The sequence below is a fragment of the Jatrophihabitans sp. genome, assembly GCA_036399055.1.
In the GTDB taxonomy this organism is placed as follows: domain Bacteria; phylum Actinomycetota; class Actinomycetes; order Mycobacteriales; family Jatrophihabitantaceae; genus Jatrophihabitans_A.
On record DASWNX010000019.1, the window covers coordinates 1 to 17,181 of the forward strand.

The 17,181-nt window shown below is 67.2% G+C and carries 19 protein-coding genes; 13 read left to right on the top strand and 6 right to left on the bottom strand.

Features of this window, described 5'->3' with window-relative positions; genetic code table 11:
- Together VGB75_07445 and VGB75_07450 are read right to left on the bottom strand one after the other, a co-directional pair.
- Positions 1-474, bottom strand: a 474-nt coding sequence (locus VGB75_07445) for a class II aldolase/adducin family protein (GenBank protein HEY0166858.1), incomplete at its 3' end; no start/stop codon positions are given.
- On the bottom strand, positions 471-2,033 hold the full coding sequence (locus tag VGB75_07450; GenBank protein HEY0166859.1) for an FAD/NAD(P)-binding protein: 1,563 nt from the start codon (positions 2,031-2,033) through the stop codon (positions 471-473). The genes VGB75_07445 and VGB75_07450, both read right to left, overlap by 4 nt.
- A gap of 270 nt (positions 2,034-2,303) precedes the next feature.
- Here VGB75_07450 and VGB75_07455 point away from each other — a divergent pair, with 270 nt between their 5' ends.
- The 6 genes from VGB75_07455 to VGB75_07480 all read left to right on the top strand — a co-directional run bounded on the left by VGB75_07455 (position 2,304) and on the right by VGB75_07480 (position 9,159).
- Positions 2,304-2,819 (top strand): flavin reductase family protein, encoded by a 516-nt coding sequence (locus tag VGB75_07455; protein HEY0166860.1) that lies wholly within the window; start codon positions 2,304-2,306, stop codon positions 2,817-2,819.
- Between the two features lie 58 nt (positions 2,820-2,877).
- Positions 2,878-4,335 carry an FAD-binding oxidoreductase gene (locus tag VGB75_07460; protein ID HEY0166861.1) on the top strand — a complete coding sequence of 486 codons (1,458 nt, stop codon included), beginning with the start codon at positions 2,878-2,880 and terminating at the stop codon, positions 4,333-4,335.
- 22 nt (positions 4,336-4,357) lie between these two features.
- Positions 4,358-5,566, top strand: coding sequence for an acyl-CoA dehydrogenase family protein (locus VGB75_07465; protein HEY0166862.1), 1,209 nt, complete (start codon positions 4,358-4,360; stop codon positions 5,564-5,566).
- A gap of 32 nt (positions 5,567-5,598) precedes the next feature.
- On the top strand, positions 5,599-6,177 hold the full coding sequence (locus VGB75_07470; protein HEY0166863.1) for a TetR/AcrR family transcriptional regulator: 579 nt from the start codon (positions 5,599-5,601) through the stop codon (positions 6,175-6,177).
- 81 nt (positions 6,178-6,258) lie between these two features.
- Complete coding sequence (locus VGB75_07475) at positions 6,259-7,695, top strand: MFS transporter (protein HEY0166864.1); 1,437 nt, start codon at positions 6,259-6,261, stop codon at positions 7,693-7,695.
- Between the two features lie 6 nt (positions 7,696-7,701).
- Positions 7,702-9,159, top strand: coding sequence for an AMP-binding protein (locus VGB75_07480; protein HEY0166865.1), 1,458 nt, complete (start codon positions 7,702-7,704; stop codon positions 9,157-9,159).
- 60 nt (positions 9,160-9,219) lie between these two features.
- Here the strand turns inward: VGB75_07480 and VGB75_07485 are convergent, their stop codons facing one another.
- The 4 genes from VGB75_07485 to VGB75_07500 are packed head-to-tail and all read right to left on the bottom strand — an operon-like array spanning position 9,220 to position 11,646.
- Complete coding sequence (locus VGB75_07485) at positions 9,220-9,927, bottom strand: DsbA family protein (GenBank protein HEY0166866.1); 708 nt, start codon at positions 9,925-9,927, stop codon at positions 9,220-9,222.
- Positions 9,924-10,415, bottom strand: a complete 492-nt coding sequence (locus VGB75_07490; GenBank protein HEY0166867.1) for a pyridoxamine 5'-phosphate oxidase family protein — start codon at positions 10,413-10,415, stop codon at positions 9,924-9,926. Before VGB75_07490 ends, VGB75_07485 begins: the two co-directional genes overlap by 4 nt.
- Positions 10,412-11,146: a DsbA family protein gene (locus tag VGB75_07495; GenBank protein ID HEY0166868.1), complete on the bottom strand. Its 735-nt coding sequence runs from the start codon at positions 11,144-11,146 to the stop codon at positions 10,412-10,414. The genes VGB75_07490 and VGB75_07495 overlap by 4 nt, the downstream gene beginning before the upstream one ends.
- On the bottom strand, positions 11,143-11,646 hold the full coding sequence (locus tag VGB75_07500) for a MarR family transcriptional regulator (GenBank protein HEY0166869.1): 504 nt from the start codon (positions 11,644-11,646) through the stop codon (positions 11,143-11,145). Before VGB75_07500 ends, VGB75_07495 begins: the two co-directional genes overlap by 4 nt.
- Before the next feature lie 164 nt (positions 11,647-11,810).
- Here VGB75_07500 and VGB75_07505 point away from each other — a divergent pair, with 164 nt between their 5' ends.
- The 7 genes from VGB75_07505 to VGB75_07535 all read left to right on the top strand — a co-directional run bounded on the left by VGB75_07505 (position 11,811) and on the right by VGB75_07535 (position 17,167).
- On the top strand, positions 11,811-12,386 hold the full coding sequence (locus VGB75_07505) for a YceI family protein (protein ID HEY0166870.1): 576 nt from the start codon (positions 11,811-11,813) through the stop codon (positions 12,384-12,386).
- Positions 12,387-12,575: 189 nt separating this feature from the next.
- Entirely contained in the window at positions 12,576-13,769 is a 1,194-nt protein-coding gene (locus VGB75_07510; GenBank protein ID HEY0166871.1) for an aminotransferase class I/II-fold pyridoxal phosphate-dependent enzyme, read from the top strand.
- On the top strand, positions 13,759-14,259 hold the full coding sequence (locus tag VGB75_07515; GenBank protein HEY0166872.1) for a DUF6190 family protein: 501 nt from the start codon (positions 13,759-13,761) through the stop codon (positions 14,257-14,259). The genes VGB75_07510 and VGB75_07515 overlap by 11 nt, the downstream gene beginning before the upstream one ends.
- The gene (locus VGB75_07520; protein HEY0166873.1) at positions 14,256-15,053 is read left to right on the top strand and encodes a dihydrodipicolinate synthase family protein; all 798 of its coding nucleotides are present in this window, start codon (positions 14,256-14,258) and stop codon (positions 15,051-15,053) included. Before VGB75_07515 ends, VGB75_07520 begins: the two co-directional genes overlap by 4 nt.
- Positions 15,050-15,892, top strand: coding sequence for an iron-containing redox enzyme family protein (locus VGB75_07525; protein HEY0166874.1), 843 nt, complete (start codon positions 15,050-15,052; stop codon positions 15,890-15,892). The genes VGB75_07520 and VGB75_07525 overlap by 4 nt, the downstream gene beginning before the upstream one ends.
- Positions 15,879-16,130: a Rieske (2Fe-2S) protein gene (locus VGB75_07530; protein ID HEY0166875.1), complete on the top strand. Its 252-nt coding sequence runs from the start codon at positions 15,879-15,881 to the stop codon at positions 16,128-16,130. Before VGB75_07525 ends, VGB75_07530 begins: the two co-directional genes overlap by 14 nt.
- Positions 16,127-17,167 carry a class I SAM-dependent methyltransferase gene (locus VGB75_07535; GenBank protein ID HEY0166876.1) on the top strand — a complete coding sequence of 347 codons (1,041 nt, stop codon included), beginning with the start codon at positions 16,127-16,129 and terminating at the stop codon, positions 17,165-17,167. Before VGB75_07530 ends, VGB75_07535 begins: the two co-directional genes overlap by 4 nt.
- Positions 17,168-17,181 lie beyond the last annotated feature (14 nt).

Consider the following 17,181-nt stretch of genomic DNA (forward strand, 5'->3'; position numbering starts at 1 on the left):
TTGGTCCTGGTAGAAGGCCGCTGACTCCTGGTCCAGGGGCAGCAGCAGCCGCTCCAGCGAGCCCAGGGCGCGCGAGTGCAAGGTGTGGGCGTGGGCGGCGGCCTCGGCGTGGGGGTGCATCTCGTGGATGGCGGAGTGGATGACGAAAGCGCTCGGGTTGACCTTGTGCTTTCCTTCCACGACCACCCCGGCGCTGTCGACGCAGATCAGGTCCTGCACGGTCACCAGCTTGAACGAGACCCCGAACGGGTTCACCCAGAAGCGGTCGCGGTGCTCGGGGTCGCGCACGGAGATGTGCCCGGCGATCCCCTCTCCGAAGCCGAGCCGGCCGAAGATCCGCAAGGCCGCGGCCAGGCGCAGCTTGCGGTGCTCGCGCTCCTGCTGATGAGTGGCGAAAACCGGAGCGGAGGGCAGCGGAAGACCCGTGTGCGTGTCGGCCAGAAACGCCTGCTCCTCAGACTTGGTCATAGTCATGCCGGTGCTCCTTGAATGGTGGCCGCCGACGCCTGCGGGCCGAGGCGTTCTGGCGGAGCGGTCCGGCTGCGGATCGCCAGGTCGCGCGCGATGTCCACCGCGCGGTCGACCAACGACTGCACGCCGAAAGTGAAGAACAACGAACCCGAGGCCGGATCGCCCAGCGTGTAGAGCCGGGACGGCGACCCATCCGGGCGCCGGGCCCTGCTGTCAGCCCGGTCAGTGACCAGCCCGCCGTGGCGATGGCGTAGCGCCAGCCCGTGCTGGACCAGCGAGTCCGTCAGGTCGGCAGCGCCGAGGGAGTACCCCCGAACTCGCGCGTTCACCGCGCTGACCACGACGTCGGTGCTCTCGACCCGGCCGTCGACGGTCACGTCGAAGTGCGAGCCGCCGGCGCCTGGCCGGATGTCCTGCAGACCGGGCTCGACGCTCAGCTGTCCGTTGTCGGCCAACTCCAGCAGAAGACTGGCGCTGGTCGGGGGCATCGGGCAGCACAGGCTCATGATGATGCGGTAATGGCTGCTGAGCATGAGCTCCTGCTCGTCGCTGCTCAGGTACGGCCAGATGTCAGGGCCCACCTCAGGCACGGCTTGCTGGATCAGGCGAAGCGCCACAGAGGTGTCGTCCACCAGACTCAGATGCCGGCGTAGCCGGCTGATCCCGGACTCGTCGCGCACACCTGTTATCTCTTTGAGCAACTCGGTCGGATCCTCGCCCCAGTGCGCCAGCTCCTTCGACATCAGGTCGATGACGTCGGCGATGTGCAGCTGGCCCATGGAGGATTGCCGGAGCTCAGTGAGGGCCTCGGTGGTGAAGTGGCGCATCTCGAGGGTGACCGCGCGCTGACGCACCCCGGGGAGGGAGCCCGAGCGTGACAGCAGGCGAATGGGCCCCCGGTGTCCTTTGGCTCGTAGGCCCAGGGCCACATCGACCGCCGTCAGGCCGGTGCCGATCACCGCGACCGAGCTGTCGTCATCGAGCTCGAACAGCTTGTGCGCCACCGGATAGGGGTCGGCGATGAAGTTCTCGGCACCGGCCAGACCGTAGACGTCGGTGGGCGTGCCGGCGCCCGTCGCCAGGATCGCGTAGTCCACAACCTGGGTCTGGTCGGCGGACTGGACCGCGAGCCGGCCGTCGGGCAGTTGCCGGATCTCAGACACCAGCTCGCGGACGAATGTCACCCGCCAGCCACGGCGGCCCAGTGACATGAGCGCCTGCCGCGCCGACTGCTCGAGGTAGTCGCCGTACACGGCTCTGGGAATGAAGACGCTGCCGGACAGCTCGTCGGTGAGGACCGACTTCTCGAGCATGATTTCTCGAGCTTGGAGCCAGTTCATCAGATGGTGGGGGTCATCAGCGACCACCGACATGTCGGTGGGCACCGAATTGACCCGGACGCAGTCATCGTCTGGCTGGTAGGCCCGCCCTCGCCAGAGATACCTGGACGGGTCGTAGATGAACAGCTCGCCCGGGTCTAGGTCGTCTCTTTTGTCGAGCGCGGCCAGGAACGACACCGCGGATGCTCCGGCACCCACCACCGAGATTGAGATTCCCGTCACTCGATCATCTCCATCCTCGGTGTCCAGGGCATCGGCGATTGTTCCTGCGTAAGTTTACGAATCCGTCCGAATTGTGATGTGCAGAGCGCGCCTTGGCTCTGACGTATTTGCGCATGACTACTACGGGCGGGGCCCCATGACTACTGGCGGCGGGGCTGCATGACTACTGGCGAAAACATTTTCACAATCAGCGCCGAAGGTGCGTGGACGGGCCACAGCGCGTGCGCGGATAGGCAATTCGACGCGCTCTGCGAATGCGAATCTGTCACCGTGCAGAAACCAGCAGCCCTGCCGCCGACCTCGGGCGTCGCCGACGTGAGGGACGTCATGCGCTCCATCGTCACCGGCGTCTGCCTGGCTACCACCTACCGTGAGACGCCCGAAGGCCTCGAGCATGACGCGCAGACGGTCAACTCGTTGACCGAGGTCTCCATGTCCCCGCCGCTGGTGTCGATCTGCCTTCCCAGGGACTCACCCTTTCTCCAGGACCTGCGAAGCTCGCTGAGCTGGGGCATCTCGATCCTCGACGTGTGCGGCGACGACATCGCGGTGCAGTTCGCTCAGGACCGGCCGGCCCGGGCATCGGCACTGGCCGGCCTGGGGTTGACACCGGCTCCCCGAACCGGAGCGCTGGTCATGCCGGGGCGGAGCTGGCTGGAGTGCGAGCTGTTCCGATGCGTCGACGCAGGTGATCACACCGTCGTCATCGGCGAGGTCCTGAGCGCGCAGCTGGCCGTCGGCAGGCCGCCGCTGATCTACCTGGACGGGCAGTTCCGTGTCGCGTGACCTGTCGCGGTCCCCGGCGGACGGCGCGGCATCAGCTACCGACACAGAAGGGCAAGCCATGACTTCGCTCGACACCGAGCAGGAGACCAAGGGCGCCTGGGAGGCGCTGCTCAGCTCCGTCGTCGGCCCGGAGCGGGTGACGGCCGGAGCTCAAGCGCAGGAGCTCATCGCCCAGACGGCGAGCATGTCCGCGCCCAGATCGGTGCCGGTGCTGGTTCGGCCGCAGCACCCCGAGCAGGTAGCGGCCATCCTGAGCCACGCCAGCACCGAGGCCTCCGCCCTGCCGGTGCACGCGTTCAGCACTGGCCGCAGCTGGGGCATGGGCTCGCGGCTGCCGGCCGTCGGCCCGGTGACAGCGCTGGACCTGTCCGACCTGCGGCAGATCCGCGAGTTGGACACCGAGCGCGGATTCGCCGTCATCGAGCCCGGCGTCAGCCAGATGGAGCTGTCCACCGCGCTCGCCGGCAGCGATCGAATGATCAACGTGACGGTGTCCTCGGCGCACACCAGCTTCATCGGCAACATGCTCGACCGAGGGGTGGGCCTGCGGCACCAGCGCACCGAGGACGTGCTCGGCCTGGAGGTGGCGCTGCCCAGCGGCGACCTCGTCCGGCTGGGGTGGTGGCCCGAGAACGGCCGTGCCGCGGTGTACCGGCACGGGCTCGGACCGGATCTGCTGCCGGCATTCACGCAATCGAACCTGGGCGTGGTCACCGCTGCGGTCATCAAGCTGTTGCCCCGTCCAGAGGCCTCTCGGCTGATCCAGTTCGGAGTGCCGGCGGATCTGCTTGAGCCGGCGATGGAAGAGGTCCGTCGCTGGGTGACCCAAGGCATGGCCAGCGGCGTGGTGAAGGTCTACAACCCGGCAGCCGCTGTCCCCTACGGCGCGAAGTCCGAAAGCTATCTGGTCCACGTGGTGGTGGACGGCGTGGCGGCCTACGTCGACGCCGTCAGCGACGTGCTGGTGCGCCGGGCCCGCGAATGCGGGTTCTTCGACGATGTCGACCTGGCGGCCAACGCGGCGCGCACCCCGCAACAGCGTGACGTCGACGCCGAAGTGCAGGCCAGCTACCTCGGTGAGCTCGATTCCTCGGACCGGCTGTTCACGGCGAAGATGGGCGTGCCCGTCCCAGACATCGACACCAGCGTCGGCTTCCTGATGTTCCTTCCCCTGATCCCGTTTCGGGGAAGAGACATCCGAGCCGTGTCCGATCTGATTTCCGAGGCAGATCGGGCGCAATGCGGCGTGACGTTCAATGCCATCGACGACGACGTGATCGACTGCGTCGTGACGGTGCGCTTCGAGCGGACGCCCGAATCCCGCCAGGTGGCGCACGAGGTGCTCGGCCAGCTCGTCGCCGACCTGGCACAACGGGGGTACCAGCCGTACCGCCTCGGCATAGACCAGGCGGAGGACTTCACGAAACTGGTGCACCCGAACGTCCGAGAACTGGTTGAGAAGGTCCGCAAGGCAATCGATCCGACTGGCGTGATCGCGCCGGGCCGTTATTCGTGAAGGGGAAACACACATCGTGACCATGCTCACCGACCCTGCGACAAGCAACTCGACGAACCCTCCCACGACTCCCGAGGAGGTCCTGGAGCGGGCTCGGGCCGTCGTTCCTGAGCTGCGTGCCTGGACCGAGCGCATCACCGCGGCGCGGCAGCTGCCGAGCGAGGTGGTCGACATCCTGCGATCGACCGGTGTCTTTCGCATGGGCGTCACGACCGCGGCGGGTGGCCCGGGACTGAACTCCGCCCAGCAGACCGAGGTGATCGAGATCCTCTCGCAGGGCGACGCGTCGGCCGGCTGGTGCGCCATGATCGGAATGGACACCCCGCTCTACGCCGAGTTCTTGAGTGAATCGGTGGCCCAGGAGCTGTTCGCCGACCTCGACACCGTCACCGCCGGCCTGATCCTTCCGGTGGGTCGGGCGGACCGGGTCCCCGGCGGCTATCAGGTCACCGGGCAGTGGCCGTTCGGCAGCGGTATCACCCACGCCAAGTGGGTGGTCGCCGGATGCCAGGTGTACGAGAACGGCGAGCTGGTGCCCGGCCCTCACGGCATGCCGTTCACCTGGCGCATCATGGTCGTCCCGCGCTCGGACGTGACGCTGCTCGACACCTGGAACGTCTCCGGCCTGGCCGGCTCAGGCAGCCACGACTACCGGATGGACTCGCTGTTCGTGCCCGAAGAGCGGAGCTTCAGCTTCGGGAACCCGCGCAACCCCGGACCGATGGCCACTTCCGACGCGATCCTTCGCAACATGCCGGGAGTGCCCCTCGGCGTCGCCCGCGCGGCCCTCGACCATGTCAAGTCCCTGGCTGAGAATCGCGTGGATCGCGCGACCGGAACCAGCTGGCGTGACAGCTACCGGGTGCAGATGGCGGTCGCCTACGCCGAGCAGCAGCTCGATATCGCTCGCAGGGCGGTCTATCACGGGCTGGAGGAGCAGTGGGACCTGCTCGTCAGAGGCGTGGAGCCGACGCCCGAACAGCGGGTGGCGCCGGTGCTCGCCAGGGTTCACTCCTTCCGGGTGGCACGGCAGATCCTCAACGACCTCACCGACCTGGTCGCCACTCAAGCGGTGCGGACGTCCTCGCCGCTGGCCGGCTGGCTGGCTGACGTGACGGTCATGCGTCAGCACATCATCGCCCAGGACGAGGTGCTGCAGTCTGCCGGCGCCGTGCTGCTGGGAGGAACCCCCTCGAATCTGTTCAGCGTGGGGCTGGTTCCTGGCACCTGAGGGCGCCAGCCGACGGATCGAAGGACCTGACGATGGAATTCACCACGACTCTCGATCGGGATGGCGCCGTCCGGGCGGCGACGCGGATCTTTCGTGCCTACGGGTACTCAGACGCGACGCCGGTGTTGCTGGCCCACGCGGTAGGCGTGGCCAAGAGCGACCTGTACAGCGCCTTCGGCAGCAAGCACGACTTGTTCCTGACGTGCTTGACCACCTACGCCGATAGGGAGTTCGAGGAGTTTTCCGAACAGCTTTCCAAGGCAGGGCCGGCGCAGGAACGGATCCGGCGCGCTTTCGACGCGGCGGCGGCCGCGGATCAGGACGACCCCGACCACTGCGGATGCCTGATCGTGAGCACCGCTACCGAACGGGGGTTCTCCGACTCCGAGGCGAGCAAGATCGTCTGGGAGAGCATGTCGCGCACCAGAGCGGCGCTGCGAGGCGTGCTGGCTGACGGTGTGCAGGCCGGCGAGATCGACCTCGACCGGGATCTGGACGCGCTGGCCGACATGCTGCAGTGCACCATGATCGGCCTCCGGGTGCTGGGCTCCGCGGCGTCGAACTCGGCGAGCATCCGCGCCGTCATCGACAGCGCCGTCAGCAATATCTGACCCACCCGACGCCCTGTGTCAGGGCACGTACCCCACACACCCCCAGTCAAGAAGACGAACACCAGCCCGAATAGAGGAAAGATGTCCAGACAAGTCAACGATCAGGCAGACGCGATCGCCGCTGAGCCACCCCCACTGGCCGTCTGGTCCGGTCGCACCTGGGCCATGCTCATCGTGTTGTGCGGCGCGATGTTCCTCGACGCGTTGGACAACGCCATGGTCGGTATCGCCGTGCCGCCCATCCGGGATGAGTTCGGCATGTCGACCTCGGCGGTCCAATGGGTCGTCAGCGCCTACGTCCTCGGCTTCGGTGGCTTCCTGCTGCTCGGCGGCCGCCTGGCTGACATCGTGGGCCGGCGCCGGCTGCTGCTGATCGGCGTAGCCGTCTTCGCCGCCGCCTCGCTGGCCGGCGGCCTCGCGCAGAACGGCGTGTCGGTCATCGCCGCACGATTCGTGATGGGCGTGGCCGCGGCCTTCACCGCCCCCGCCGGTTTGGCGATCGTGATAACGACCTTCCCCGAAGGGCCGCAGCGCAACCGAGCGGTCGGCATCTACACCGCGTGCGGCGCCACCGGGTTCTCCCTCGGCCTGATCGCGGGCGGCCTGCTCACCGAGATCGGCTGGCGCTGGACGTTCTTCCTGCCGGTGGTCGCCGCTCTGGCCATCCTCATCGGCGCCCTGGTCTTCGTGCCCGCGGTCGGCAAGAACGCGAGCAGGCCGCAGATCGACGTCACCGGCGCGGTTCTGATCACCGGCGCCATGCTGATGTTGGTGTACGCGGTGGTGGAGGCGCCGACTCGCGGCTGGACCTCGGGGCTGATCCTCTCGCTGTTCGTGGCGTCGGCGCTGTGCATCGGCGCGTTCGTCCTCGTCGAGCGATCCGTGCCCGTGCCGCTGATCCGGTTGTCCTTCCTGCGCAACGGCGGCCTGGTCGGCGCCGCGCTGTTCGCGGCAGCCATCCTCGGCACGTACATGAGCTTTCAGTTCATCGGAGCGCTCTACCTGCAGCAGCTTCGGGACTGGAGCCCACTGGAGATGGCTATGGGCTTCCTGCCCTGTGGCCTGCTGATCGGATTCCTGGCGCCCCGGGCGGGCAAGTTCATCGGCATCGTCGGGGTCAAGTGGATGATCGTGATCGGGTTCATCGCCTACACCCTGGCCTACCTGGTCTTTCTCAGGATCGGCCTGGACTCGTCGTACGCGGTCTACATCCTGCCCAGCATGCTGCTCATCGGCATCGCGTTCCCGTTCTCCTTCACCGGCGCCTATGTTCAGGCGACGAGCGGCGTGGCCGACGACGAGCAGGGCCTGGCCGCCGGAGTTCTGCAGACCGGTTACCAGATCGGCGCGGCATTGGTGCTGGCCATCACCACCGCGACGATCAGCGCCAAGACCGGCAGCGGGCGAGAAGGAATCCTCGACGGTTACCACGCCGGTCTGTGGGTGGTGACCGCGGTGTCCGTCGCCGCGCTTATCGGAGCGGTGCTCTCGCTGGCTCGCAAGTCCGCGCGGAGCTGACCGCAGATGCCTGAGATGGAGGTGCTCGACGGCGGACCCGCTCCGGTCTTGGAGCACCTCCATCTGGCCGACCTGCTCCTCGGCGCCGCTCGGCGCCGTCCGTGCAACGGGATCAGCTCCATCGACGAGGCCGGCGGCTCCCGGCGTCGCAGCTATGCCGAGCAGCTGACGGTCAGCAGCCGGATCGCGCGCGAACTGCGGGCCGCCGGCCAACGATCCGGTGACCGGGTGATGCTGCCCGACATGCCCAACTGGGCCCTGATCGACGCATTCTGGGGATGCCAGCTCGCCGATGCGGTGCCCGTGGTGCTGCCCGCCGGAGCGCAGGTGGCGCCCGGGTATCACAGCCTCGTGGTCACGGGAGCGGACCTGAGCGTCGTGCAGCCGGAGCGAGGCCGCCCAGAGGCTCCGCACGAGCCGTTCGACGGTGCCGAGGGCGCCGCGGTGGTGTGCTTCACCGCCGGCGGCGGCGGCCGGCGACGGCCGATCACGCTGACCCACCATCAGGTGCTCAGCCGGACCGTCGCGACCTGCGAACACAACGGCTGGGACGACAGCGAGCGGACCTACAACTGCATGCCGCTGCGGCATGTCAGCGGCCTGCTCATGTTCCATGTCCGCGATGTCTACCTCGGCGCCGAGCAAATCCACGAGCTGCCGCAGGCCATTCTGAGCGATCCCGGGCTGCTGTTCGAGCGGTTGCGCCACACCCGCGCCAGCTTGTCCTGGATCTCGCCGCCGGTGCTGCGCTCGCTGGCCACTCGCCTGAGCAGCCCGGCGACGCCGGCCGGTTGCGCGAGGCTGGCCAACCCCGCGACGCTGCGCACCCTGATGGTCGGCGGAGACCGGATCGCCTCATCAGACGTGGCGATCATCGAGCGTCAGGCCGCGCTCAGCCCTGGGGTCATCGTCGCTGGTTACGGCCTGACCGAGGCCGGTTCGGGGATCGTGTCTGCTCCAGGGGCGGCCCCGTCGAGCAAGCCGGTGATGCCGGTGGGCCACCCTGAGCCGGGCAGCGCTGTTCGTGTCATCCCGCACGCGGGTAACGAGTTCGGTGACATCGAGGTCTCCAGCCCGTCGTGCGGTGGCGTGCACTGGCTCAGGACCGGTGACGTGGGCTTCATCGACGCCGACGGCTTGACCGTTCTCGGCAGCAAGGCCGACATATTTCAAGCGCAGGCGCGTCCGTACCACGCCAGCGAACTCGAAGAGTCACTGCGAGGGCTGCCGTGGCAGCATCCGGACCAGCTCGTCGCCTGCCCCGTCCGGGAGGACCTCGGCAAGGTAGTGCTGTACGTCTCGGCCAGCGACCTCGACGGCGAGGCGGCTCGCGCGGTGAGCGGGTTCCTTCACGAGGTCGCCGGTCTGGAGCTGGCGCAGATCAAGCGCCTGCCGCCGACCGGCATTCCGCGGGCCGCACATGGAAAGCCGCTGCGCGCACTGCTCGCCCAGTCCACGAGCTGACCCCGGGTAGGGCGGCCGGGTTCGGCCAGCGCCGCCATAGCGCTGGCCGAACCGGATGGCTCAGGCGCCTGCCTGGGTGCCGAGCCGCTTGAAGATCTCGTCGATCCAGTCGCTGTCGTGGCTGTCTACCACCGGGAAGCCCTCGGCCCACGGTCCCTGCCAGTGCACCGAGATGCCCGGGTTGTTGGCCTCCCAGCCGTCCGCCAGAAACAGGTGCGGGCTGCCCTTGACCTCGTCGCCGCTGCTGACCGCGAAGTCGTTCATCACGTCGATCCGGTGCCGGCCGGTGTCCAGCGCCTCGGTCAGAGCCGCCACGTCCAGACCGGGAACCTCAGCCGCGATGTCGAGGATGACCTGCCGGTGGGCGATCGAGCGCGAGGAGCTCCAGAACCCGCGGCGCAGGGCCAGGTCGAGCTCGGCGGAGAGGTTGAGGCTCTGCTCCTTCGCCGCCAGCACGGCCTCGGCGGCCAGCAGCACGGTGGACGGGTAAGCCCATTCCGGCCCGGTCCACAGCCGGAACTGGGCGTCCGGCTCGATCTGCCCCAGCCCGACCGCCTCGCTGTCGGTGCCCGGCCGCGGGTGCGGGCCGTTGAACAGCTCCAGCGGGAAGCAGTGGTGATCGATCTGAACCTGCTCGGTCAGTCCTGCCTTCTCGCGAGCCGCCATCAGCCGGTGGATGGCCACGTAGGCAAACGGGCAGAGCAGGTCGGACCAGATCTGGACGGTGTTCGGGGCGGGGACGGGCCGCTGCGCAACGGAGTGCGTCATTTAGGTTCCTCGTGGTCGGTGCCGGATGGGTTGGAGGAGAAGCGGATGGGCCGCAGCAGCACCGCGGTGCGACGCTCGGCGACCATCACCTGGTCATACTCCTCAAGGTCGGAATGCTTGCCCCCCGCGGCGTGATAGATGTCGCGGAACAGTTGGGCGTGCTCACTGGCCGGAAAGCCGTCGAGCTGGTCGTCGGGACCGACCAGCTCGACGGCTCCGGTGACGCCGATCCACTCCCACCCTGACCGGAACACCAGTTGAGCCCGGGGGGATCGACGAAGATTGGCAAGCTTGGCAGTGCTGCCGCGCGATACGAAGGCGAGCACCGATTCACCGGTGACAGGGTGGGGCATGATGCCCACGTTCACAATGCAGACGCTGGGATCGCGATCGCCGCGATGGGTGACCAGCACGGCGAGGTACCGCTCCGCTGCGGCAAGCTGCTCGACCTGGCGTAAGCCCTCGGCCGTGTCGATGGCCGTGGTCATCGGGCCAGCTCCGCGGCGTGCAGCAGCAACTCTTCATAGATCGCCGGAGCGTCAGAGTCGATCACCGGGTAGCCCTCGCCGAAGCCGCCATTGATCCAGTGCGCCTCGACGCCTGGGTTGGCGGCGTTGACGCCGTCGCTGAGGAAGATGTGCGGGCTGCAGATCACCTTGTCATCGCGAGCGCTCTCGAATTGGGCGAAGACAGCCGCCCGTGCCGAGCCGCTGTCCAAGTGCTTGGCCAGCTCGGAGACGTCCAACGCCGAGGTGGACTCGGCGATGTCAAGGATCTCGTGCCGCATGGTGATGCAGCGGCTCTGCTGCCAGAACGCTCGGCGCAACGCCAGGTCGAGCGCCTCGCTGGCATGCCAGCCCTGCGCCTTGGCAGCCTGGACCGCCTCGAGCGCGGGCAACGTGCTCACCGGGTAGCGCCAGTCCGGCCCCTGCCACAACCGCCAGCCTGCTTCGGGTTCGAGGGCGCCGACCACGGCGATCTCGGAGTCGACGCCCGGCCGCTCGTTGACCGACTTGTTGAACAGCTCCAGAGGGAACGCCCGGTGGTCGAAGTGGATGAGCTCCTCAAGGCCGAGCCGGCTGCGGGTCTGGTGCAGCCGGTACACCGCGACGTGCGCGAACGAGCAGTTGAGGTCGGTGTACACCGCGATGGTGTTGGCGGCGACCGGCAATCGAGGATCGTCGCGGGCGACGGTGGACATGTCCAAACTTGCGCTCATTGACTGTGGCCTTTCAATCTGCCGCCCGCGAGAACCGGCAATGGGAATGAACCTGACGGCGCGGGCGAGGCCGCTACCTTGCCGAGGGCCGCTGTCAGCACCCGCCGTTCGGCGTCAGTCAGATGGGAGGAGAAATGCTCTTCTATGCCGCGCAGGTAGCGCGGCGCGGTCTCTCGAAAGCTCTTGCGGCCGACATCGGTGATCTTGGCCCACACCACCCGGCGATCGTCGTCGTCGCGGACCTTCGCCACGAGGTTGTCGATGACCATCTCGTCAACCAGCCGGGAGACCCGCGTCCGGCTCAGGACCACCCGGTCGGACAACTCCTGCATGCGCAGTCTGCCCTCTGGCGCCGCGTTCAGCTCGAGCAGGACGTCGTACCAGGTGAGCGGGATGCTGCCGGAGGCTTCGAGGTCCGCGTCGATGGCTCGCATCGCTGCGTTGTAGGCGAGCAACATGGCTCGCCACGCCTGCAGTCCGTCGACGTCGCGGGGGGTCATGGTCACAGCATATAACCAGATGCGTGCGTACGCACGCATCTGCTTTTCTCATCACAGCCACCTACGTTTTCAACGTCAAACCGGTAGCGTGCGTTCGCACGCATCTGTTAATGTGACCGGGCTATTCGCTCCTATAGGAGCAACCATGCCGCAGAGGAGATTCCATGACAACTGCCAGTGCGGTCACCCGCACGGTTGATGGGCACGAGGTGCCGATTGCCGGCACATGGAACATCGATCCCGGCCACGCCCTCGTAGGTTTTCTTGGCCGGCACTTCATGTTGACCAAGGTCCGGGGACGGTTCACCCGCGTCGAGGGCAGTGTGGTCGTCGCCGAGAACCCGCAGGAGAGCAAGGTGAGCGTGACGATCGACATGACGTCGATCAACAGCGGTGATGACACGCGGGACAACCATCTGAAGTCCGAGGACTTCTTCGACATAGAGAAGTTCCCCAAGGCCTCCTTCGTCTCGGACTCGGTCACCTTCGACGGTGAGAACGGCTCGATGACCGGCGCCCTGACCATCAAAGACATCACCCGGCCGGTCACCCTTCAGTTCAGCTACGTCGGTTACGCCCGCGATCCGTGGGACAACGACCGCGCCATCTTCTCGGCCCACGGCCGGGTCAACCGCGAAGACTGGAACCTGACCTGGAACATGCCGCTGGCCAACGGCGGCCTGTTGGTCTCCAAGGAGATCGAGCTGGAAATCGAAGTGGAAACCATCCTGGAGCGCTGAACACACGGCGCCGGACGCGGCTCTGCCGTAATGCCGGCGCCTACCTGCTCGACTGCTGTGAGCTAAAGCTCGACTGTGTGAAGTGTGGACGGGGAACAAGGTGACTGCCGGCGGTCCGGTGCATCCCGCACCACGTGAGGACCGCCATTGGTGTTGTCCCGCCCCTTCCCCCCACATTTGGAGTGCGTAGTGAGCATCGAAGTAGCGGTCCAGGACGTGTTGTCAGACGACGTGCGGGACCTGACCCAGCACGAGATCCAGGCTCTGAAGATGCGCCATAACCTGGCCGACGCGCACACCCATCAGAGCCAGTCAGCCGACCAGCGCGAGATCGTCAGCCGCTTGCCTGAGCTGTGGTACGAGGCGGAGCGCAAGACCCAGGCCGAGTGCGAGCAGCGGTTCCTCGACGCTTTCTTCCGGTTGCACGGTCAGCCCACCGCGCGCGCCAAGAACAAGACAATGCTGTCCTACGCGGCCTCCATCTCGACCCTCGTCGCGGCGATGTACCTCCGGCGTGAGCGGATGTCGGTCACCCTCATCGAGCCGTGTTTCGACAACCTGCACGATGTGCTGGCCAACATGGGCGTCCCGCTCTACCCGATTGACGAGTCGGCCTTCGCCGACGTCGGTTCGATCTATGACAACCTGCGTCGGCAGGTGAAGACCGACGCGCTGTTCCTGGTTGACCCGAACAACCCGACCGGCAGCAGCCTGCTCCAGCACGGCACCGAAGGCTTCGCCGAGGTCATCCGGTATTGCCAGGACTACCGCAAGCTGCTGCTGATCGACTTCTGCTTCGCGTCGTTCACCCTGCACGGCACCGGTCCGAGCAGGTTCGACATCTACGAGATGCTCGAGGACTCCCAGATCAGCTACCTCGCCATCGAGGACACCGGCAAGACCTGGCCGGTGCAAGATGCCAAGTGCGCGATGTTGACGCCCAGTGACGACATCAAGCGGGTCGTGTTCGACCTGCACACCAGCGTCCTGCTCAACGTCTCGCCCTTTGTGCTCAACATGCTCACCTGCTACGTCGAGGCATCCATCAAGGACAAGATGCACTCGGTCTGCAGCCTGCTTGAGCAGAACCGGGAAACCGCCCGGACACTGCTCGACGGGACCGCGCTGACCTATATGGAACCAGTGTGCAACGTCAGCGTCGCGTGGTTCCGCATCGACCACCCGACCCTCACCGCCACCGAGCTGCAACGGCTGGGCGCCAAGAGCGACGTCTACATCCTTCCCGGCAAGTTCTTCCTCTGGAGCCAGCCGAGCAAGGGCGACCAGTACATCCGGCTCGCGCTGGCCCGCGACGCCGACATGTTCACCAGCGCGGTGACCAACCTTCGTGCCACCCTCGACCTCTACCGCGATGAGCACTGAGTTCGTCGATGCCAGCTCCTTCCTCGGCATGAACAGCGCCGACGAGGATGAACGGCTGGCATGCGTGCGGTTCTTCGCGGCCCGGCTGGACGGCTCGCTCGGCATCAGCGCCGAGCAGGTCGGCGTGTGCGATGACACGGTGTGGGGATTCGGCCGGCACGAGCAAGACCTTTACTACCCGTTTATGGATAATCTGCACACCGAGCTGCGCTTTGACCGGTTGGCCTACACCGAGGCCGACCTGGTCGCGGCGCTGGACGGGGACCGGCTCGAACTCTCGATCACCGAGCGCCTGACCCTGGCCATGGTGATCAACCGCGACGCGACGCTCTACACCCTCAACCCGCGGCTGCTGGCCCTCGCCGACGCGCCGGTCCGGCATCCGGCCACCGACGCCGCTCACGACCAGGCCTTTCCTGCCTGGCTCGACCAGCTCTACCAGGACTCGTTGGTGCTGCGGGTGGCGCCAGCGGAGGTGCTGACGCCATGATCGCCTCGGGCGTGCTGGTCCCGCTGGTGACGCCGATCGACGCGACGGGCGCTGTGTCCTCCACAGACGTTCGCTCGTTGACCGATTTCCTGCGGCCGCACGCCGATGCCCTGGTGCCCGCGCTGAGCACCGGTGAGGGCGGGCTGCTCAACGGCCAGCAGTGGAGCGCCATGGTCGCCGCCACCGTCGAGCACTCAGGTGGGTTGCCGGTGTATGCCGGCGCGCTCAGTTCCACCACCGCCGGCGTGATCGAGAAGGCCGAGCGCGCCGCCGACCTCGGCGCGGCCGCGGTGGTCGCGACGACGCCGTACGGCATAGCCGTGACCCAGCAGCAGATGGCGCAGCACTATGCCGAAGTCTGCGCGGCCAGTCCGATACCGGTGATCGTCTACGACGAGCTGGAGCAATCGGGCAACTCCCTGGAGCTGAGCACGCTGCTGGACATCTGCCAGTTGCCCGGCGTGGTGGCGGTCAAGGACTCTCAGGGCGACCTGCAGCACTGGACCGCGCTTGTCCAGGCGCGCCCTGACGTGGCGATGTGGCTAGGCCGTGAGGAGCTCATCGGCCACGCGGTCGGAGCGGACGGCGTGCTGCTGGCCGTGTGTAACCTGATCCCCGAGCTCTGCCAGCGCTGGTGGCGAGGCAAGGAGCCGGCGTTGGCTGAGCGGATCGGTGAAGTGTGCCTGGGCCACTCGCTGTTCGACCCGGAATGGTTCATCCACGTCAAGACGGCCCTGCGAGCGGCCGGGCGCATCGCTCACGACGAACCGGTATCACAGATGAGGACGACATGACCCTCGCGATCGAGACGGCTCCGTTGCGCAGCCTGTTCCTGTTGAACCGCAGCGTCCCCGACCCCGCGGTCTACGCCCGGATCGCCGAGATCGAGCAACCGTGGATCGACGGCTTGCTGGCTGAGCTGGAGGCAGAGACCGACCCGGTCCCCTCGCGCGCCGCTTGGCTGGATCTGCTGGACGCACAGCTCCAGGCTGAAGCCGCGGATCTGGGCAGCCTGGCCTATCTGGCGCACGAGGCCAGCTACGAGGAGTTCCGCACCTTCGTCCTGGAGTTCGGGCCCGACGGCCTCACCGAGGCGCAGAACTTCTTCCCCGCCATCGCGCGGGTTCCGATCAAGGCGCAGTTGGCCCTGATGCGCGTTCTGATCGACGAGTTCGGCTGCGGCAACCTGCAGCAGTCGCACTCCTACCTCTACATCAAGTTGCTTGCCGAACTCGGCCTGCCGACCGAGCTCGACCAAGTGCTGGAGCACACCTCCGAGCCCACCTTCGCCTTCATGAACGCCTTCTACTGGCTCGCCCAGCGGGCGCCGCACGTCGAGTACTTCCTGGGCGCGCTGGCCTACCTGGAGGCGAGCATTCCGCCGGCGTTCTCGCTGCTGGCCGAAGGCTGCCTGCGGCTGGGCATCCAGAACGGCGCCTACTACTCCGAGCACGTGCACATCGACGCCTTCCACATGAAGGAGATGCAGACCGCTATCCGCGAGCACGAGGTGGTGCACGGCCTGGACGCCACCAAGGTCTGGATCGGGGCGAAGCTGCTGTCCCGGGTGCTGGGCGAGGCAGTGGAGAACGCGGTCGAGCGGGCACGGAGCACTGCCGATGCCGGCCGCTGAGCAGCCGACGACGCAGGCACTGCCCGACGAGAAGGTGCTGGTCACGGCGGGCGAGCGCAGGTTCGTCATCGACGAGGCCTGCCCGCACCGCAAAGGCCGGCTGGTCTTCGCCCATGTCAACGCGAACACGCTGCGGATCACCTGCCCGCTGCACCGTTCCACCTATGACCTGACCGACGGCCACCAGATCTCTGGACCGGCCGCATCCTGCGCTTTGAACGTGGAAGAGGTCCGATGACCGATCGCGGGTACTACGTCGAGGAGCCATGGCTGCCGGTGTCGGAGAGCCTGACCGAGTGGGGTCAGGACTTCCATGCCCTGTTGCTCAACGACCAGCTGCGCATGCGGACCTTCCGCGCCGCGATCGCCGAGGTGGTCCGCCCGGGCGCTGTCGTGGTCGATCTGGGCACCGGAACCGGCATCCTCGCGCAGTGGGCGCTGGAGTTCGGCGCCGCCCGGGTGTACGGCATCGACTTCAACGCCGAGGTGCTGGCCGACGCCACCGAGCGGCTGGCCGCGGCCGGCTACCGGGACAGGTTCATCCCGGTCCGCGGGCTGTCCTATGACATCGAGCTTCCCGAGCAGGCTTCGGTGATCCTGTCCGAGACGCTCGGCAACCTCGCCGACAATGAGAGCTGCGTTCCGATCCTCGCCGACGCGCGACGCCGGTTCCTCGCTCCGGGCGGCGTCCTGCTGCCCTCGAAGGTCGAGAGCTACCTGGTTCCGGTGGCAGCCACCGACGCCCACCGCAAGGTGGCGCAGTGTCAGGTCCGGGGCGGGGACGAGTCGCTGTCGGTTGAGCGCCAGCTGGCCCAACTCGGCGCGGCCAGCCCGTTCGACACCTACTACGACGCGGTGATCGGCTGGGACCGGCACCTGGCCACGCCTCGGTTGGCTCGCGAGTACCAGTTCCTCGAGGCAGAGACCGACGAATACGAGATAGCGCTGTCGTTCACCGCCCGCCAGCACGGCACGCTCACCGGGTTCAAGGGCTACTTCATCGCAGACCTCTCCCCGTCGACGGCGATGGACATCTCCGGAGATGACATCGAAGCCGGCCAGACCTCGGACAGCTGGAAACACTGCTACCTGCCGATTCGCCTGCCCATCGAGGTTCGCCCCGATGATCGGATCAGCCTTCGCTTCGCCCGCAAGCGCACCGGCGACGGCTTCGGCCAGTCCTACCGCTGGGCCGGCGAGGTGCACCGGGACTCAGACCAGGTGGGCGGCTTCGAGCAGAGCTCGGGCGCCGGGCCGGTGCTGCAGGACGCCTGACCAGCGGGTGGGTG